General features: G+C 48.6%; 17 protein-coding genes. 16 read left to right on the plus strand and 1 reads right to left on the minus strand.

The window, feature by feature from the left end; all coding sequences use genetic code 11:
• The first annotated feature begins 128 nt into the window (after nucleotides 1–128).
• The 15 genes from AC50Y3_RS07450 (at nucleotide 129) to AC50Y3_RS07520 (ending at nucleotide 18,558) form a co-directional block, all read left to right on the plus strand.
• Entirely contained in the window at nucleotides 129–1,103 is a 975-nt protein-coding gene (locus AC50Y3_RS07450) for an ABC transporter permease (protein ID WP_494818140.1), read from the plus strand.
• 13 nt (nucleotides 1,104–1,116) lie between these two features.
• Nucleotides 1,117–2,016 carry a carbohydrate ABC transporter permease gene (locus tag AC50Y3_RS07455; RefSeq protein ID WP_494818141.1) on the plus strand — a complete coding sequence of 300 codons (900 nt, stop codon included), beginning with the start codon at nucleotides 1,117–1,119 and terminating at the stop codon, nucleotides 2,014–2,016.
• A gap of 106 nt (nucleotides 2,017–2,122) precedes the next feature.
• The gene (locus AC50Y3_RS07460) at nucleotides 2,123–3,781 is read left to right on the plus strand and encodes a type 2 periplasmic-binding domain-containing protein (protein ID WP_494818142.1); all 1,659 of its coding nucleotides are present in this window, start codon (nucleotides 2,123–2,125) and stop codon (nucleotides 3,779–3,781) included.
• 213 nt (nucleotides 3,782–3,994) lie between these two features.
• Nucleotides 3,995–4,576, plus strand: coding sequence for a TetR/AcrR family transcriptional regulator (locus AC50Y3_RS07465; protein ID WP_494818143.1), 582 nt, complete (start codon nucleotides 3,995–3,997; stop codon nucleotides 4,574–4,576).
• Nucleotides 4,573–7,014 carry a glycoside hydrolase family 2 protein gene (locus tag AC50Y3_RS07470; RefSeq protein WP_494818144.1) on the plus strand — a complete coding sequence of 814 codons (2,442 nt, stop codon included), beginning with the start codon at nucleotides 4,573–4,575 and terminating at the stop codon, nucleotides 7,012–7,014. Before AC50Y3_RS07465 ends, AC50Y3_RS07470 begins: the two co-directional genes overlap by 4 nt.
• A 3-nt stretch (nucleotides 7,015–7,017) precedes the next feature.
• The gene (locus tag AC50Y3_RS07475) at nucleotides 7,018–8,376 is read left to right on the plus strand and encodes a glycoside-pentoside-hexuronide (GPH):cation symporter (protein WP_494818145.1); all 1,359 of its coding nucleotides are present in this window, start codon (nucleotides 7,018–7,020) and stop codon (nucleotides 8,374–8,376) included.
• Nucleotides 8,373–9,752 carry a glycoside-pentoside-hexuronide (GPH):cation symporter gene (locus AC50Y3_RS07480; protein WP_494818146.1) on the plus strand — a complete coding sequence of 460 codons (1,380 nt, stop codon included), beginning with the start codon at nucleotides 8,373–8,375 and terminating at the stop codon, nucleotides 9,750–9,752. The genes AC50Y3_RS07475 and AC50Y3_RS07480 overlap by 4 nt, the downstream gene beginning before the upstream one ends.
• Before the next feature lie 43 nt (nucleotides 9,753–9,795).
• Nucleotides 9,796–11,148, plus strand: a complete 1,353-nt coding sequence (locus AC50Y3_RS07485) for a glycoside hydrolase family 30 protein (protein WP_494818147.1) — start codon at nucleotides 9,796–9,798, stop codon at nucleotides 11,146–11,148.
• Between the two features lie 172 nt (nucleotides 11,149–11,320).
• Nucleotides 11,321–12,850, plus strand: coding sequence for a right-handed parallel beta-helix repeat-containing protein (locus tag AC50Y3_RS07490; RefSeq protein WP_494818148.1), 1,530 nt, complete (start codon nucleotides 11,321–11,323; stop codon nucleotides 12,848–12,850).
• A 195-nt stretch (nucleotides 12,851–13,045) separates the two neighbouring features.
• The gene (locus tag AC50Y3_RS07495) at nucleotides 13,046–13,525 is read left to right on the plus strand and encodes a GAF domain-containing protein (RefSeq protein WP_494818149.1); all 480 of its coding nucleotides are present in this window, start codon (nucleotides 13,046–13,048) and stop codon (nucleotides 13,523–13,525) included.
• 327 nt (nucleotides 13,526–13,852) lie between these two features.
• Nucleotides 13,853–14,293 (plus strand): MarR family winged helix-turn-helix transcriptional regulator, encoded by a 441-nt coding sequence (locus AC50Y3_RS07500; RefSeq protein WP_494818150.1) that lies wholly within the window; start codon nucleotides 13,853–13,855, stop codon nucleotides 14,291–14,293.
• A gap of 210 nt (nucleotides 14,294–14,503) precedes the next feature.
• Nucleotides 14,504–15,682: an MFS transporter gene (locus AC50Y3_RS07505; protein WP_494818151.1), complete on the plus strand. Its 1,179-nt coding sequence runs from the start codon at nucleotides 14,504–14,506 to the stop codon at nucleotides 15,680–15,682.
• A 143-nt stretch (nucleotides 15,683–15,825) separates the two neighbouring features.
• Nucleotides 15,826–16,926, plus strand: a complete 1,101-nt coding sequence (locus tag AC50Y3_RS07510; RefSeq protein ID WP_494818152.1) for an alpha/beta fold hydrolase — start codon at nucleotides 15,826–15,828, stop codon at nucleotides 16,924–16,926.
• 18 nt (nucleotides 16,927–16,944) lie between these two features.
• Entirely contained in the window at nucleotides 16,945–17,283 is a 339-nt protein-coding gene (ytxJ, locus tag AC50Y3_RS07515) for a bacillithiol system redox-active protein YtxJ (RefSeq protein WP_494818153.1), read from the plus strand.
• A gap of 192 nt (nucleotides 17,284–17,475) precedes the next feature.
• Nucleotides 17,476–18,558 (plus strand): fatty acid desaturase family protein, encoded by a 1,083-nt coding sequence (locus tag AC50Y3_RS07520; protein WP_494818154.1) that lies wholly within the window; start codon nucleotides 17,476–17,478, stop codon nucleotides 18,556–18,558.
• Nucleotides 18,559–18,611: 53 nt separating this feature from the next.
• On the opposite strand, the gene AC50Y3_RS07525 is transcribed toward AC50Y3_RS07520, so the two are convergent.
• Nucleotides 18,612–19,229: a YjgB family protein gene (locus AC50Y3_RS07525; RefSeq protein ID WP_494818155.1), complete on the minus strand. Its 618-nt coding sequence runs from the start codon at nucleotides 19,227–19,229 to the stop codon at nucleotides 18,612–18,614.
• A 205-nt stretch (nucleotides 19,230–19,434) separates the two neighbouring features.
• Here AC50Y3_RS07525 and AC50Y3_RS07530 point away from each other — a divergent pair, with 205 nt between their 5' ends.
• On the plus strand, nucleotides 19,435–20,049 hold the full coding sequence (locus AC50Y3_RS07530) for a cysteine hydrolase family protein (RefSeq protein ID WP_494818156.1): 615 nt from the start codon (nucleotides 19,435–19,437) through the stop codon (nucleotides 20,047–20,049).
• Nucleotides 20,050–20,087: the final 38 nt, after the last annotated feature.

Below are 20,087 nucleotides of genomic sequence, written 5' to 3' on the forward strand. Positions count from 1 at the left end.
CAGCAATGGCGCGGCTTTGGAAAATTGAACATCAGGTGGATTAGTGGTTGTTGCGGGCTGTGCCTTGCCTCCTATATCGTAAAAAGCAATCAAGGCCAACACTTCAATAGGGGATGTGATGGGACAACATGCCTTCATCGACAGGGGTCATCGAAAGGAAGAAATCGGAAGTTCGTGTCAGCGGCACCTCGCTCCTGCTGAGGGATCGGGGCAAACGCGTGAAGCGGCATTGGCAGCTCTATCTGCTTGTTCTGCTCCCGCTTGCCTATTTGTTTATTTTCAAATATATCCCCATGTACGGCGCTCAAATCGCCTTTCGGGATTTCAGCCCGGTACGAGGCTTTCTCGGAAGCGAATGGGTCGGCTTAACGAATTTCAACACCTTCTTCAAATCGCCGAACTTCTGGCTGCTGATCAAGAACACGCTTGTAATCAGTCTTTACTCGCTGCTCGTCGGGTTTCCCGCACCGATTATTCTGGCCCTTGCGCTGAATGAGGTGCGAAACATGCGCTTCAAACGAATCGTGCAAATGGTGACGTTCGCGCCTTATTTCATCTCGACGATCGTCATGGTTTCCATGATCATTCTGTTTCTGTCGCCGAGACTCGGTTTTATCGATCATTTTCTAAGCGTTTTTGGCATGGAAGCCAGGAACTTCATGGGTATCCCTAGCTACTTCAGCAGCATCTTCGTTTGGTCGAATGTGTGGCAGGGCATCGGATACGGCGCGGTTATTTATTTGGCGGCTTTAGCCGGCATTAACACCGATTTGTATGAAGCGGCCCGAGTGGACGGCGCGTCGCGTATCCAGAAAGTATGGCATATCGATATCCCCGGCATCATGCCTGCGGCGATTATTTTGCTTATTTTGAATGTCGGGCAGATCATGAACGTGGGCTTTGAAAAAATCTATCTCATGCAAAACCCGCTCAATACAAGCACCTCGGAGGTTATCTCGACTTACGTGTATAAAATCGGTTTGCTTGGCGCGAATTTCAGTTTCTCAGCCGCCGTCGATTTATTCAATTCGGTCATCAATCTCATTCTGCTGCTAAGCGTCAACTATTTCGCCAGACGCGTATCGGACAGCAGCTTATGGTAGGAGGCGTTCACCGGTGGCGCGTACAAACGTAATTCGAGAATCGTTCGGAGACAAGGTGTTTCTGACGCTGGTTTACGCCTTCTTGGCGATCATCCTGTTGGCCGTGCTATATCCGCTCTTGTATATCGTAAGCTCGTCCTTCAGCTCGCCGCAGGCCGTAATCAGCGGAAGAGTATGGTTGTTTCCGGTAGACTTCAGCTTAGCCGGATACAAGGCGATCTTCTCCAACCCGATGATTATGACGGGCTACGGCAACTCGCTCTTCTACACGGCATTCGGGGTTTTAATCAATGTAACCTTAACCGTCATGCTGGCGTATCCGCTCTCCAAATCGACGTTCTACGGCAGGCAAGCCATCATGGTTATCTTAGTCATTACGATGATGTTCAGCGGCGGTCTGATTCCGTATTACTTGACGGTGAAGAACGTCGGTATTCTGGATACAAGATGGGCCATGCTCCTTCCCGGCGCAATGGCGGTCTGGCAGGTCATCATTGCCCGAACCTTCTTCCAGTCCAGCATTCCCAAGGAGCTTGGCGAAGCCGCAGAGCTCGACGGGTGCACGGACTTAGGCTTCTTATTGCGGGTCGTCCTGCCGCTCTCGAAGCCGATCTTGGCCGTGCTTGTGCTCATGTATGCGGTCGGTCATTGGAATGCCTACTTCGAGGCTCTAATTTTCCTGAAGTCGCAGGAGCTGTTTCCGCTTCAAATCGTGCTGCGCAATATTCTAATCCTCAATTCCATCGACTCCAGTATGATGGTGGACGCCAACAAAATGTCCGCGATGCAGGGGCTGCGGGACTTGTTGAAATTCTCGCTTATCGTCGTCGCTACGGTACCGGTGCTCGCGATTTATCCGTTTGTTCAGAAGTATTTTGTACAAGGCATTCTGATCGGCTCCCTGAAAGGATAGCAGGGCCTATTCGATCCTGGAGGTGATGCCGGCAGTTAGCTGTAAGGATGCATGTGCGGGAAGAGAGAAGCATGATAAGATTGAAATTATCGAGGAGGCGTCTGTCTTGAAGATGAAGAGAAGCTCGAAAATGCTAGCTTTACTAGTCATGATCGCGTCAATCATCACGGCATGCAGCAGCAACGGCAATACCGGCAACAGCAGCGAGGGAGCGGATAACGGATCGGGCAACAAGGTGGATACCGGAAAAACGGTCACGCTGAATACGTTCATCAGCGTTTCGCCTAAGATCGAGGATATCAATACGAATGCGGTAACGAAGTATATCGAGCAGAAGCTCAATATCAAGTTCAAATTCGATGCAACGCCAAGCGCAAACGCAAAGGATAAGAAGAAGCTGATTCTGGCGAGCGGCGATTACCCGGCCGTGTTCCTCTCCGGCGACTTCACGCAAGCGGAGCAAATCGATTACGGCAAGCAAGGCATTCTTAGACCGCTGAATGACCTGATCGACAAATACGGCGATGAAATTAAACGTGCGTTCACGGAGGATAAGGATCTGAAGGACGCGATTACTGCTCCGGACGGCAATATATATTCGCTGCCGCACATTAACGATTGCTTCCACTGCTGGTATTCGCAGAAGCTGTGGATTAACAAGACGTGGCTGGATAAGCTGGGATTGAAAATGCCGACGACGACGGATGAATATTTCGAGGTGCTGAAAGCATTCAAAACCAAAGATCCGAACGGCAATGGCAAAGCGGACGAAGTTCCGCTGTCCGGCGCATTCAACACCTGGCATGCCATTCCGTCCAATTTCTTAATGAATGCTTTTATTTATGATAATGATGAAGATTTCTTCTACTTGAAGGATGGTAAAGTGCAGCTGGCAGCCAATCAGCCGGAGTGGCGCGATGGCTTGACTTACATCAACAAGCTCTTTAGCGAAGGTTTGATCGACAAAGAAGCATTTACGCAGAATATCGACCAAATGGCGCAAGTAGGCAACAAAGAAGGCGACAATGTCATCGGCAGCGTAACGGCCGGTCACATCGGCATGGCCTTCAGTTTGGCGGAAGGACAGAATCGCCATAAGGAATATGTAACGGTACCGCCGCTTACGGGTCCTGGCGGAGTCGCTTTCGCCGGCTATTATAAGGCATACGGCAATGGGCAGTTTGCAATCACGAATAAGGCTTCGGAGGAAGAGGCAATCGCGGCAATCAAAATGGCGGATTACATGTATTCCGAAGAGCATGCCATTATGAACGAGTACGGCCTTGAAGGGAACTTCTGGGAGAAAGCGCCGGATGGCGAGAAGGATGTGCACGGCAATCCGGCCAAGTACAGCTTGAAGCCGAAATATTGGGATATTACGACGACGTCCAACGATACATGGGATCAGATGGGCATCACGAGACGGACACGGGAGATCCGCGAATCTTGGACAGCACCGGCTGATATGTTCTCCCAACAGGGTTATGAGTTCCGTCTCTTTACCGAAACGGCGAATAATTACGAGAACAAACAGCCGGAAGAGACATTCCCGCTCACAATCTTCATGGATGAGAACGATGCGAAGGAAACGATTATGCTGCGCACCCAAATAAACGAGTACATCCGCTCCAATATGGCGCAGTTTGTGACGGGCTCGAAGCCACTGACTGATTCCGAATGGGACAGCTACATAAAGGGCTTCGAGGGGTTGAATCTGTCTCACTATCTAGATATCTATCAAAAGGCATATGATAGCAAGAAGTGATAAGCAGTAGTATAAAGGCCATCCAGCCGGGGGAGTAAGGCTTCTCCAGGCTGGATGGTTTCTTTCTGTCTGTTTCCTGTAAAGCGCTTTGCGATGTACATCTTGTACAGATCGCAGAGGTATGTTACTTTTAAATAAAACTGAGAAAACCGTTTAAGTTTTCTAAGTTTTACAAACGCTTTCATTTTTGAAGAAGTAAAGGAAGTGTACGATATGGAATTAAAGTCGCGGGTCATGAAAGCGGCGATCGAGGCGTTCGACGAGAAGGGGATTCGTTTTACGATGGACGACCTTTCTGCCAAGCTGGGCATCTCCAAAAGGACGCTGTATGAGCAAATTGGCAATAAAGAAGATGTGATTCGTCTGTTTATCCAAGAAGCTTTTGCAAGTATCAAGGAACAGGAGCAGCGCATTTTATCCGATACCTCGCTGGATGTGATCGAGAAGCTGAAGCGTGTTATTCCAATCATGCCTGCATTCTCGGACGTACTCGATTACCGGCGTGCCTACGAAATCGAAAAGACGTATCCGGAGCTGTTCGCGGAGATCGAAGGCCATTTGCAGGCGGACTGGGATCAAACGATGGCATTAATCGACGAAGGGATTAAGCTGAAGCGGATTAAGCCGATTCATCCCTTGATATTGAAGGAAATAATCGTAGGGACAATGGATCGCATGCTGAAGGATCGGTTCTTGCTGGATATGAATCTGACTTACGACGAAGCGTTGAAAGAGATGATCGATATTCTGTTTAACGGAATATTGATTGCGGAGCAAGGGGACGCACGCGGATGAGAACGCACATCCACCTGAACTTTGACTGGAAATTTGCGCAGGATTTTCAAGAAGCCTATATCGATCCGTCATTTGATGACCATTCGTTTGAAACCGTGATGCTTCCCCATACGAATAGGCTGCTTCCCTATAATAATTTTGATGAGGAATTGTCCCAATTCGTAAGCTGCTACCGCAAGCGGATATGGGCCGATGAGACGCAGAGAGGGAAGCTTGCGCGATTAAAGTTCGAAGGTGTTATGTGTTACGCCAAGGTGTATTTGAACGGTCACTATGTGTGTGAGCATAAAGGCGGCTACACGCCGTTCCAATGTGATCTCACCCCTTATTTCATTTACAATGCGGACAACGTGCTGGTTGTCATGGTGGATTCGACGGAACGCGAGGATATCCCGCCATTCGGATATGTGATTGATTATTTGACCTATGGGGGCATCTACCGCGAGGTTCAACTGGAGTGGGTGCAGCACCTATATGTAGACAATGTGTTCGTACGGACGCGTGATGTGCTCACCGAGAAGAAATGGCTGGATATTGACGTTTATTTGGCCAATAGGTCTTATGCAGAGGATGTCATCCAGCTCGAATTTCAATTGATGAAGAACGAACGGACGGAACATGCTTGGTCCCGATCGATCATGCTCTCCTCGGAGCCGCAGCAGAAGTTCAACATTAGGAAGCAATTAGACGATGTTCGTGTTCAGCTATGGGATTGCCAAGAGCCTCATCTCTATGAACTGCTTATTCATGTAAGGCAGAATGAAATCGTCGTGGATCACTATAACGTTCGTTTCGGGTTTCGCGAAGCGGAGTTTCGGAAGGATGGCTTCAGGCTAAACGGTCACCGAATGAAGCTGCGCGGGCTCAACCGCCATCAATCGTTTCCGTATGTCGGTTATGCGATGCCCAGAAGCGCGCAGGCTGCAGATGCAGATATGCTGAAACACGAATTAGGCGTTAACCTTGTTCGCTTGTCTCACTATCCGCAATCCAGGCACTTTCTTGATCGATGCGATGAAATTGGTCTGCTCGTCTTCGATGAGCTTCCGGGCTGGCAGCATATCGGTAACGAAGAATGGCAGCGATCCGCGATAAGTCAAATCGAAGAAATGATTAAGACGGACCGCAACCGGCCAAGCATTATCATCTGGGGCGTAAGAATTAATGAATCTTCGGATCATCATACTTTCTATATGGAAACGAACCGGGTTGCGCGAGCGCTCGACGACACCCGGCAAACGGGAGGCGTGAGGAACTTCGAGGGAAGCGAGCTGCTGGAGGATGTGTACACGTATAACGATTTCATTCATCGCGGTACGAATGCTGCACTGCACAAGCCCCGAAAGGTAGTTAAGAAGGATGTGCCTTACTTGGTTACGGAGCATAACGGGCACATGTTTCCGACGAAGAAATTCGATCACGAGTCGAAAAGGGTGGAGCACGCGCTTCGACACCTCCGCGTACTTGACGCTATGTACGGCGATCCGGGTATTGCCGGCGCAATCGGCTGGTGCATGTTCGATTATAATACGCACAAGGATTTCGGCAGCGGGGATCGGATTTGCTATCACGGCGTGCTGGATATGTTCAGGATTCCGAAGGCAGCGGCCTACGTCTACAGCTCGCAGCAGGATGAGAAGCCGATTCTCGAAGTCTCCGCTTCAATGAATATAGGCGAGCGGGAAGCAGCAGAGCTCGATGCCGTATACGTATTCACGAACTGTGATTATATCAAGCTGTATAAGAACGGAGAATTTATCGGCACCTATTATCCTAGCAAGGACGCTTATCCGAATGTGCCGCATCCACCGATCGTCATTACGGATTTCATCGGTCACCTCATCGAGAGGAACGAGCCGTTCTCAACGCGAGATGCCCGAGTCATCAAAGAGGTTCTTCTTGCGATCGTAAAATACGGCAATAAATCGCTGCCATGGAAATATAAACTCCAAATGGGCAGGCTCATGTTCAAGTATAAAATGTCGTACGACAAAGCGGTAAGCCTCTATACGACTTATATCGCCAACTGGGGGATGAAGTCCCTGACATTCTCGTTTGAAGGCTATCGAAATAACGAGCTTGTCAAGAAGGTGCAAAAGGGACCGGTAAGCTCCAAAGAAATTACGATGACAGCAGACAAGTGGATGCTGACAGAAGCGGAAACCTACGATGTCTGTCGCGTCACCGTGAAGCATGTGGACGAGTTCGGCCATGATCTTTCTTTCTCCAATGAGGTTGTCTCGATCGAATTAGATGGCCCGGGAGCGATTATCGGACCCCGGCAGCTGGCTTTAACAGGCGGATCTACGGCATTCTGGGTCAAATCCATCGGAGAAGCCGGAGTCGTCAAACTTACCTTGCATTCGAATCGCTATGAACCTAAACGACTGGCGCTGCAAGTGGTGAAGATGATCGTTGAAACCGGGGGGAGGAGGTAGAGGATGGGAGCGGATATGCCGGGCAATCTTGATAAGCTAACCTTGAAAGAGAAGGTTTCGTACGGGATGGGCAGCTTAGGCAATAACATTATATATGGCCTAATGAGCACCTATTTGGTCGTGTTTTATACGGACTATTTCGGGATATCCGTGGCGGCGATCGGCACATTGTTCTTCATAGCCCGCATGTGGGATGCGATAAGCGACCCCATCATCGGCCATCTGGTGGATAACACGCAAACAAGGTGGGGGCGATTTCGTCCATACCTGTTGTTCGGTCCCTTCGCTATGGGTGCCATCGTAATCTTATGCTTCTGGTCACCGCAGCTGGCTCCGGAAGGTAAATTAGTTTGGGCTTACGCCACGTACATGATGTGGGGCATTTCCTTTGCTGCGATGGATATTCCGTACTGGTCCATGAGTGCCTCGCTGACGCAAAATCCGCAGGAACGAAGCAGTGTAGTCATGGTGCCGCGGACGCTTGCGGTCATCGGCATAATCGGCGTGAATGTGATTACGCTGCCTTTAGTGAATGCCTTTGGCGGGGGCGATGACTTGCAGGGCTGGCGGATGGTGGCTGCCGTATTCGCCGCCGCAAGTATTGCGCTTACGCTCATAACCTTCTTCAACGTCAAAGAAAAGACGCAGCCCGGTCACAGGGGAAGAGTTACTTTAAAGCATGTAGGGGCACTGTTCAAAGCCAATAAGCCTTTACGGCTGCTCATTATTTCCATGCTGATCGGCGAAACGGTATTCGCGGTCAAATCGGTGCTCACCGTCTATTATCTCACTTACAATTACAAAGCCGAGTCGATGGTGCCTCTCTTTATGGGGTTGTATGCGATTGTTTCCGTTGCTGGCGCGATTTGTTCGCCTTGGCTTGCCCGCAGATTCGGGAAAAAGAAAGTCGCCATGTATGCCACCGCGATAACAAGCGCAGCTTCGATCGGCTTGTACTTCTCCGGTTATCATTCGATTGAATGGCTTCTGATCTGGAATGTCATCGGCGGCTTTGCCGATGGTGCCGCAGATATCGTACGGATGTCCATGCTCACCGATACGGTTGAGTTTGGCGAGTGGAAGACAGGCGTCAGGCAAGAGGGCATGGTCTTTTCCACGAATATTTTCAAAACGAAGGTTGCTTCCGCGATCGGCGGCTCAATCGGCGCGTTTACGTTATCGATGATTGGCTATGTCCCCAATGTCGCTCAACAGGCATCGACCTTGAACGGCATTCATGTCGCATTTACGGTTATTCCCGGGGCTATAGCGCTGCTCGCGCTTGTCCCATTGAGCCGATACGATTTAACGGAAAATAAGTATCTGCGAGTATTATCCGAACTGAGTGGAAGACGAGCATGAGAGTCGACGTGGATCGGGGGATGAGAGCGGTGGGGGAAGATAAAACAAGCTTGGGATTTAAATGGCTGTATGGTATGAATGCATATGGCAATGGACTGCTCGGCGGCTTCGTCTCCTCGTACATTATGATTTTTTTCAGTGACGTTGCACTAGTACCGGTTGCCTTTGTTGGCACGCTTTTTTTTGCCGGCAAACTATTGAACATGTGCTTCGCACCGGTCATGGGCGTCATAATCGACCGTACAGAGACCCGCTGGGGCAAAATAAAACCTTATCTGCTATTTGGCACGATAGGCATTCCGCCGGTTGCCATCTTCATGTTTACGAATAGCGGCTACTCGGGAACGAGCCTGCTCGTGTACGTTTCAATCGTTTATGTGCTTTGGGGGCTGCTCAATACCGTGTTTGGCACAGCGATGGGCTCGGTATTCCCTACGCTTACGCGCAATGTGGAAGAAAGGCAGAAGCTCTCCGTTATTCCCGCGATTGGCAGCGTGCTCGGAGACTTTACGACCGTGGGCGCGGTTCTGCCGCTGATTGCGGTTATTGCAGCTACTCAAGCTGAAGGCTACTTCCGGCTTGGACTTCTATTCGCCGCCTTATTCTTCATTAGCAATCTATTCTTCATCAAAATGTTCAAGGAACGAAGCAAAGTAGAAGCAGTCGATCGCGTGAAATTCGTAGACATTCTAAGAGCGGTATCGCGCAACGGTCAACTGCTCGTCATGCTCCTCACCTGTTTCTTCTTGAATGTAGGGACCTTTATTACGACAGGGACCGCGCTGTATTTCTTTAAATACAACATGGGGAATGAAGGCATGTTTGCCACCTTCGGTATTACCGTTGGGTTATCGCAGGTAGCGATGATGATCGTATTTCCGAAATTAATGAAAAGGCTTTCAAAAAAATCGGCTTTCCAATTGGCAGCGGCGATGTTAATTGCGGGATACACCCTCTTATTCCTAGCCAAAGATGTCGTCAGCACGCATTTCTATATCGTTTATATTGGCGGAATCCTGCTCTATTTGGCGCTTGGCCTCACAACAGCGATCGTACCGATATTTTACGCGGACATTATCGATTACGGGGAATGGAAGACGGGGGAGCGCAACAATTCGACGATCGTCTCCATTTCATCGCTGATCGGCAGCTTCAGTGACGCAACTAAGGAGCTTATTGTAGGAACGACACTTGCCGTAATCGGCTTTGTGCCCAATGTAGTGCAGTCGAAGCATACGCTCGATGGCATTGTTTTCTTGATGACCTGCATCCCGCTGATCGTCATTACGGTCTCACTAATCATATTTACGGTTTTCTACAAGCTTAATGACAGCTTTTATAATCGGATCTTGGTGGATTTGGAGCAGAAGAAATAGCTGCGTATCCTATAAACATTCTAATGGGAGATAAGGTGAGCGTATGGGGAAGCATCGTATTGAAATCAAACAGGCAGACAAGAAACAAAGGATGGAAGGCTTCGGCGCTTCCGGAGCATGGTGGGCGCAGCATACGGGCAGCTGGCAGGAGTCGGAGTTATCCAGATTACTGGAATTGCTTTATGATCCGAACAAAGGCATCGGCCTGACAATCTATCGTCATAATATCGGAGCCGGCGACGGCGAGGAAATTGAGGATGTCTGGCGGCGTGCGGAAGGGTATGAAATTTCGGAGGGACAGTATGACTGGAGCAGAGACGCGCAAGCTGTAGCGGTGATGAAGCTGGCCGTTGAGAAGGGTGCCAAGCAAATTGTAGCGTTTGCTAACAGCCCGACGCCTAGAATGACGATAAGCGGGATGACCTCCGGCCATCAAGAAGGGAAGTCGAATTTCCGGGAAGGCATGGAAGCGCAGTTTGCTCAGTTCCTCGTTGATGTCGTGAAGCATCTGGTCGAAGACGAGGGCTTGCCTGTGGAATGGATTTCCCCGATCAATGAGCCGATGTGGTTATGGAATGCGGAGAATGGACAAGAGGGCTGTCATTACACGCCCGAGGAATGTTTGCGTGTATACCGTGCTTTAGCCGACAAAATCCAAGAGCATAAGCTGCCAGTCCGTATATCCGCGATCGAAGCGGGAGAGTGGAGCAGCGCAAGGATGTACTATTACAAGCTGGCTGAGGACAAGGCGCTTATGAGCCAGATCGGAAATATTGCCGTGCATTCCTATGTTCCGCAGGTTTCAAACCCCGTATATAAAGAAGAGTTTGCCGAGCTTATTCGCCGAGATCAGCCGAACCTTAGCGTTTGGATGTCGGAGTGGACGGAAATGGAGGGCGGGGCGGACTATGGCATGGAATCAGCCTTGAATCTAGCCAATCTAGTCCATGAAGATCTAACCATTGGCGGCGTGACTTCGTGGCAATATTGGATCGCCGTGTCCAAATACGACTTCCGCGATGGATTGGTTTACGTTGATGAAGCAGAAGGCCGGATTCGGGATACGAAACGTTTGTGGGCACTCGGAAATTATAGTAAATTCATTCGGCCGGGCGATGTAAGAAACGAGGCGCATACCGATCATGCGGAGCTCAAAGTTACTGCGTTTACCGATAACGGCGGAGAGCGGGTGACGCTTGTTGTCGTCAACAGCAGTAAGGAGAATCTCACTTCCGGGATTGATATTGGCACAGATGCCAATGGAACGACGGCCGACATTTACGAAACATCGGCGGATTGCAGCCTGGAGCGCGTTTATGCCGGTTTATTGCCAGACGAGTGGTCATTTAAAGCCGAAAGCGTGACTACGGTTGTGGTGAAGACGCGCGAAGAATAAGTTGAAACGCAAGAAGTACGGTTGATGATAAAGGAGACGCAGGGAGAGGAGTTCTTTCTCTGCGTTTCCTTTTTTTAACGATGAGGGCAGGAGAAGGGACGTTCAGGAACGAAGGTTACGGTTGGTTGCATGAATAAGCCAAGCTCTCTAAATCTTATCGAGGTGACTACTAATGGAGAAGATACTGCATATTGAGGAATTTGGGGTTAAATCCGATCTCGGCATGGATGCCGTGCCGGCCTTCCGGCTAGCCTTAGAGAAAGCGAGAGAATACGATGGTCCCGTAACGATAGCGGTCGCGAAAGGCCGATATGATTTCTATCCCGAGCATGCGGCGAAGGTTCCTTATTATATTACCAACACGGCGAGCGAAGCCGAGAACCCGGATGTAACCAAGACAATCGGTCTGTGGTTCAAAGAGTTGAATAAGATTACGCTCGACGGCAACGGTTCGCTCTTTGTTTTTCATGGGAAAATGACGCCGCTTGTCATCGACAGCTGCGAACAAATTCATATTCGGAATCTCTCCTGCGATTTCGAGCGAGCGACCATGTCGGAGATGGAAGTCGAGGCAGTAGGCCCGCGGCATCTGGATGTTCGCGTTAAGCGCGATTCCTGGTATGAGCTCGATCATGAGGAGCTGTTCTGGGTCGGAGAAGGCTGGCGGTATCAAGATGGGCCGGCAGCGCAATATGATCCGGCGAACAACACCATCAGGCGAATTCCACATCCCGTCATGGAGGCGGTGAAGGTGGAAGAGTTGGAACCGAAGCGCTTGCGTTTGCATTATGCGGAGGGGGTGCCGGAGACGAAAGTAGGGAACGTCTTCCAGCTTCGCGATGGCATTCGCGATCAAGTCGGCGCTTTCGTGGTTCATAGCCGGGGTGTGACTTGGTCCAAGGTCGGTATGCATTACATGCATGGTCTGGGCATCGTATGCCAGTTCAGCGAGAATGTTTCATTCGACGAGATGAGCATGAAACCTCGTGTCGACTCCGGCCGGACATGTGCAGGTTTTGCGGACTTGATTCATGTATCGGGATGCCGCGGGCTCATCCAAATCGAGAACAGTGATTTTGAAGGGGCGCATGACGACGCGATTAATGTGCATGGAACCCATTTGCGAATTGTGGATCGTCCGGCCGAGAATCAAGTTGTCGTCCGGTTCATGCATGGGCAAAGCTACGGATTCCAGCCCTTCTTTGCCGGTGATGCGGTGGATTTCATTCGATCGCGTTCGTTAATCGCGTATTCCAGCCACACCCTTGCAGCGGTCGGGCGGATTGATGCCAGAGACTGGCTGCTCACCTTGGAACAACCGTTGCCGGATTCAATCGAGGAGCACGATGTTGTGGAGAATGCCACATGGACACCGCAGGTCAGCATTCGCAACAATCGTTTCGCTCGCATTCCGACAAGAGGGATACTGATCACGACAAGGCGGAAGGTCGTCATAGAGAATAACCGCTTTGAGCGAACGGGCATGAGCGGCATCCTTATCGCTGACGACGCTGAGAGCTGGTTCGAGTCCGGCATGGTTCGAGACGTTACAATTCGATCCAATCGGTTCATCGCTTGCGGCGATGGGGAGCACCCTGTCATTCATGTTGCGCCCGAGAACCAAGAGATTCGGGCCGAACAGCCGGTACATCAGCAAATCCGCATCGAAGATAATGTATTCGAAATGCCAGGAAGGGGATAGAGACAGTCGAAGAAGCTGTTCGGCTGCTGGCTTGCAGTGATGTGACAATCAGTGGCAATCGGATCCGGATTTGCTCCGGCGGATGTCAATAATTAATACTTAATGAATAAACATGACAATGTTATACTTTAAATAAATATAGCAAATAGCCCTCTTTAATGAAGAAGAGTACAAGGCGATAAAGGAGTAAGAGTTATGTTTCATACAGAAGAATATAACGGTTCGCGCGAAAATAATTATGAAATGTTAATCCGCCAATTACATGCGTTGCTGGATGGAGAACAGGATCAGATTGCGAACTTATCCAACACTGCGTCGTTGCTCAATCAATTTCTGGACACCATTAATTGGGTAGGATTTTATCTATATAAGGATAACGAGCTTGTGTTAGGGCCATTCCAAGGTTTACCTGCCTGCGTGCGAATCCCGTTATCTCGCGGAGTATGCGGGAAAGCGGCTAGTGACAAGGCGACGGTTCGAGTAGCCAATGTTCATGAGTTTCCCGGGCATATCGCATGCGATGCGGCTTCCCAATCGGAGATTGTCATTCCAATCATCAAGAACGGTGAGTTGTTAGGCGTGCTCGATATCGATAGTCCGATCATTGAGCGTTTTGACGAACTGGATCAGCAGTACTTAGAGCAGTTTGTTGAAGCGTTGGTTTCCCATTTGTAAGAGGTTCATGAAGTCCGCGGTCAAGTCCGCGGGCTTTTTTTATGTAGTGGATCAGATAAGCGGAGATTGAGCCTAATCATCTGAAAACCAGTAGCTGCCTTGTGCGATGCTAGTTTTTTTTGCCGTGTGCTTCGGAGGGGACTAGAGCATTGACCTTGAGAATAATTATTCAATACAATCAGGACAGGGCTTAAACGCGATGTGCGGGATTAGCAGCTGTTTGTGACATTTTGAAGTGGACTATATTCTTCCTCTTGCAATTAGGGGAATATGAGACTAAAATCGGTTTATGCGATGAGGCAACAATGTTTGGAGGAGTGCGGCGAGATGATGATGACCAATATGGACCTCTGCAACTGTACGAAGCTAAGACGCGCAGCTCGTCATATTACGCGGTTCTATGATACTTGCTTAGCAGAGGCCGGATCGGGGCTGCGAGCTACGCAATACGGTATCTTAGGTTATCTAAAGAACCGAGGGGCGCAGACGATGAATGAGCTCGCCGAGCTGATGACGATGGATCGGGCTACGATTGGACATAATTTACGCCCGCTGGAACGTGACGGTTTGGTTCGTATAGAGGTAAGCGAACGCGATCGGCGTGCCAGAATCGTGACCATTACGGAAGAAGGCCAGAACCGTATGGAGATCGGACGAGTGGGATGGGAACGAGCTCAGGCCGAATTCGAAGAGAAATTTGGACCTGAACATTCTAGGTTAATGAGAAACATGATGGATGATGTCGTTGGTGTCAGCTTGCATGCATGACGTTTGGATGTCGGATTATCGACGGTAATGTAGTATCTGTCATTATCGTCGATTCAATGTATGTTTACTTGGGAAGTATCGCTTGGCTAATCCATTGCGTTAAATAGGGGCATATGAGACTAGATTTAATAAATCATTTTGATTCCTTGCAATAATCAGGCCATACTGAGCAAACTAATTATGTTTATTAAAGGAGAGAGGAAAGGTTTTATGAAAAAAATGCTTTGGGTTGTTCTGATTATGTCCTGCGGGGCCACGTTTATTTCGTCCTTATTCCCTTTGTATGGAGAGCACTATAAGCTCAGCAGTTTGGAAATCACGGTATTGTTTGCCGTTTATGCCGCTGTCTTACTGCCGACCTTACTTGTCGTAGGAGCGAGAGGGAATGCTTGGGGGCTGAAAAGAGTCCTTCGTTACAGTATTTGGATATCAATCGCGTCAACATTGCTATTTAGTATTAGTTCTGACAGCTGGATGCTGTATGCTGCAAGGATTTTGGAAGGCGTCGCATATGGTGCTTTTACGGGTGCGGCCAGTGCGTTTCTAATCAAACAAACCGCTAAAGAAAAGGTGGGCACAGCACTCAAGTTATCTGGGGCAGTGGTGAACATTGGTTTTGGATTAGGCCCTGCGACTTCGGGTTTAATCGTACAATACTTGCATATTCAGCCGCTTCGTTTACCGTTTTGGATTTTGCTCGTTATGTTGTTCAGCTCCTTGATTGCGCTGGAATTGTTGCCCAAACACGAGGACTTGGAAGCGAAGAAGAAAGCTAAAGCAAAGATTTCGCTCGGTGTTCCTGACAATATTCGTGCTCACTTCTGGTCTTTTATCGGAATTCCGATCTTTACCGTGTTTACTTTAGGCGGCGTTGTGCTTTCCCTTATCCCAACCTTCGTTAAGCATGTTATTCACACGAACAATCTGTCTATCTCAGGATTGTTAATCTTAGCGCTTCTGGGTGGCGGAGCGCTGATGCAGTTCTTCCCTTGGCCGCGCAATCCCGTTACACGCATGCGGTTGGCGATCTTATCCCTTGCCATTGGCTCGTGGATGATCGTTTTCTCCGGCCAGGCAGAGAGTTTGTTCTTACTATGGGCAGGCATACTCATTCAAGGAATTGGAGCGGGATGGACATTTCAGGTTGCTTTACGGTTTGCGGGACAATTGCCGAAGCCGGAAGAACGTCCACGAGTTATTTCAGCCTTTTATCTATGCGCATATTTCGGATTTATTGTCCCACCGGTTGCTGTGGGCATACTGACTCAATTTTTTAATCTGAACGTATCGCTGGTTATCTTTAATTTGTTTGCTGCACTAATCGTGATTTATGTCTTGATGTATTCCGTAACGTTTAATCGTTATTTCACTAAACTCACAGCACAATAATTTGTAGCTGTCTAAGGCACGTCCCCTGTAATAACCGCGGCGCATCTGTCCCATAATAATGGCTTGAATGGCGTGCGGCTGGATGGCTGCAAAGACTTCAATACAATAGCCATCTACAGATGCGCTTATGCGGAGGAATCGTAATGCTCAGAGGACATGCTAAAGGGTTTGGATTGTTGGCTATGGCATTGATGATGGCGCTGTTTCTTTCAGCATTCACAGGCAATGATCATCGGAGTGAATCGGCTTCGAGTTCAATGGCAGCAAAGGTTCCGGATATACAGCCTGCCATGGTTTCGACTATGGAACATCCCGCTGAACCCGAAATGGACAGAAAGAAATTCTCTGATCAGGAGCTCATTAAGAAGTTTCCCGGATTCAAGAACGGATACAAAAAGGTAAATGGCGTCACGCTTCATTATGTTGAAGGCGGTAAGGGGAAACCGTTATTCCTTCTTCCCGGCTGGCCGCAGAACTGGTATGCGTATCACAAAATTATGCCGGAGCTCGCGAAGAAGTATCATGTGTATGTGGTCGATTATCGTGGAATGGGAAGTTCCGACAAGCCGCTAACCGGCTATGATAAGAAGACCATGTCTTCCGATATTTATGCTTTGGTTAAAGAGCTGGGTTATGACAAGGTTCACATGGCAGGACACGATATTGGGGCACAGGTTGCTTATGCCTACGCAGCGCAGTACCCAGAGGCAACGTCAAAATTAGTCATGATGGATGTTCCGCATCCGTTCGAAGGATTTCTGAACCTTCCACTCTTGGCACCGCCTGGAGTATACGACATGAGCAATACTGAGCGTCCTATTTACCCGTGGTGGTTTGCGCTCAATTCCGTGCCGGAATTGCCGGAGCAGCTGCTGCAAGGAAAGCAAATGAGCATTTTTCAAGATTGGGTCTTTCATTACTTGGCCTATGGCAAACCTCCGATGACGCAAGAGACGAAAGATATTTATTATGCGGCATATTCAAGTCCTGACGCCATACGAGCAAGTAATGGTTGGTATAGAACGTTTAGACAAGATATTGATGATTTGAAAACCTATAAGAAGCTGTCCGTACCTGTACTTGGTATTGGTGGTTGGGATTCCACTGCCCATACACTGGAAGCATTTCTGAAACAATATGCAACCGATATGAGAATGGTCAAAATCAATAAAGCGGGACACTGGATCGCAGAGAAGAGCCCGCAAGAAACCGTGAAGCTGCTAACTGAGTTTTTCGGTACTTAAGGGAGGAGAGGAATTCAAATGGATTGGAAAGAAATTACGACGCTTGAAGAGTGGAACAACATGCTTGCGAAGTCATCCGAGCGAGGACAGGTTATTCTGAAACACAGCACGACATGCCCGGTTAGCGCAAACGCGCTTCAGGAATATGAGAATTACTTGAAGGGCAGCCCGAATCAAGATGCGGATTACATGCTAGTCAAAGTGATCGAATCCCGCCCGGTCTCCAATCAGATTGCCGAAGATTTGAATGTGAAACACGAATCACCGCAGCTGATCGTCATTAAGGATAAGGCCAAGTACTGGTCTGCCACCCACTGGGCGGTTACCAAAGCTCATCTTACAGCGGTGCTGGACTAACCTGTTGCGATAGATAGTTGGAACAACCTTACCTCATAATCGGGGTAAGGTTGTTTTTTTTCAAGGACATCTCCTTGATAGATAGAATGTCTGTATAGTGCAAATGGAAGTCCTATTTCTTCAACGACAGTTTGACCTAAAGGAGTTATCATTTAAGAAAGCGCTATCATCCACATAAATGAGGAGGTCGACATGGTGTCTGCGAAAAAAAGAGATTATAGCCTGACAGGTCCGGAAAACATGCGAGCACAAGAAAGAGGATTGGCATCGGCTGATTGGTATCGAAGTCCGATTTCTCGTCAGCGTCTTAAAGAACTTATGAAGCGTAAGGATGGACCCGCTATTCGCGATACGATCATCATGTTTGCATGGCTTATAGGTACAGGGATTCTAGCCTATTACTCTTGGGGAACTTGGTGGGCAATACCGGCATTTGCCGTATACGGGGTCAGCTATGCTTCCACTGCCGATTCACGTTGGCATGAATGTGGTCATGGTACGGCGTTTAAGACAGCCTGGATGAATGATGTCCTTTATCAAATCGCTTCGTTTATGGATTTAAGGCCGCCGACCCCCTGGCGTTGGAGCCATGCAAGACACCATAGCGATACGTACATCGTCGGCCGCGATCCGGAAATTGCGATGTCCAGACCGCCGGTTTGGCGCATTATATTCGGAGAAATTGTCCATATCTATGGAGGTTCGAGAGACCTCAGAAGCATCATTACCCACTGTTTCGGAAGGTTGACTGCTTCAGAGAAAGATTATGTTCCGGCATCCGAATTCAGAAAAGCGGTTTGGATATCACGTGTATGGGTGCTGATTTTATTGGGCTTCATCATTTGGTCCGTTCAAATCGGGAGTATTCTGCCGCTTATGTTTGTTGGGCTCCCGACCTTCTATGGTCCAATATTGCTTCTATTGGTAGGCTTGGCGCAGCATTTAGGTCTACGTGAAGATGTGCTGGATCATCGGTTGAACACGCGTACGATTTATATTAATCGTTTCTTTAGATTTCTTTATTGGAACATGAATTATCACATTGAGCATCACATGTTCCCGATGGTTCCTTATCATGCGCTGCCAGCCCTTCACGAAGAGCTGAAGTTCGATTACCCGGCTCCGAGCCCGAGCTTATGGGCTGCTCTCAAAGAGGTGATTGCAGCCTTGATGAAGCAGAAGGAAAATCCTCATTATGTAGTGGATCGACCGCTGCCGGCTACAGCTACTCCGTATTATTATGGTGAAAACGATAGAGCGCAAAGACTTAGCTAGCAATGAAGAAACCGTCCGGGTTCCCGGACGGTTTCTTCAGTTCTTAACGCCTATTATTTATTCGCTTTAGCCGCGTAAACGTTGATGTGGTCGATATGGGCTACTTTACCTTTTACTACCTTGCTTGGGCCGACAAACTTCAATTCATAGGCTGCAGCAGGGTGGTAGACGTAAATTTTGTCTGTGCCGGAGTAGCGAACTTCTTTAGGCATACCAAGCGTTTTGATAACGGCCGCGAACGTTAGTGACTTAACGCCAACGGTTTGATCAATGGATTGCCCGAAATTACGCAGATCGTAAATGACGCCGGATTTGTTAATACCGAAACCGTAAGCGCCTTGTCCCATGCCGAAATTGTACAATTCGTAATGGTTGCCCTTCAAGTCGCCGCCAACTTCCGGTTCGCCCCATTTGTAGTGGACAGCGGAGATTGGCGTTTTGCCTGCGATTGCGTTCAGTCCGGGAATTTTGCCTTCTTTTGCAAGACTGTAGATGGTCTTGATATAAGTGCTGCCTTGCTGTGCTTTAATGCTGCTGGTATCCACTTTTGCCGCCGCTGCATGTACATCCGAGTGGGAGATGGCTGCCATAGAGCCTACTGCGATCAATCCGGCAAGAGCTAATTTGGTTCCTATTTTCAACGATGAGTTCGCTTTTGTATTCTTCAACATGATGTATGCACCTCTTCTTTTTATTGGAGACTAGGACGACGACAACAAGTTAACAACTTGGCTTACAACTACATAATAACGAGCCCAGCACCGTAATGAATGACAGAACGGTAACGAAAAAGTAACAACAAAGTTACGATTTTTAGTTCCGGTTCATCTCGACTTTTATGGGAAAACTGAACATATGGAAGGGAGTAGATATGAAATGACCAAAACGTATGACAAAACAACGACAGGACTTCTTCTGGTGGATCCGTATAATGATTTCTTGGCACCGGAAGGGAAGATCTATCCGCGAACGCAAGAAGTAAGCGAAGCGGTAAACTTACTCGACCATCTCAGAGAAATTGTTGAGGCCGTTCGAAAGGCGGGCATTCGCGTTTTTTTCGTTCCTCATCACAGAGCAGAACCCGACGATTACGAAACATGGAATCACCCGACTCCCTATCAGCTCCGGGCTAAAGAAAGACAGTCTTTTGCAAAAGGCTCATGGGGCGGGGAATTTCATGCCGATTTTCAACCTCAGCATGGCGATGTCATTATCAAAGAGCATTGGGGCAGCAGCGGATTTGCGAACACGGATCTCGATCATCAACTCAAAATGCATGGTTTACAAAAAGTAATCCTTATCGGTATGATAGCCAATACGTGCATAGAATCGACCGGACGTTTCGCCATGGAGCTTGGCTACCATGTGACCCTTGTGAAAGATGCCACATCTGCTTTCACTAAAGAAGCGATGCATGCGGCACATGAAATCAATGGGCCAACGTTCGCGCATGCCATTCTAACAACAGATGAACTCCTTGCTGTATTGTAAGAAGCTTGCACGGAAAGCTTAAGAGTAGGAAGGTACCA

This window comes from Paenibacillus sp. J22R98 (assembly GCF_059383835.1).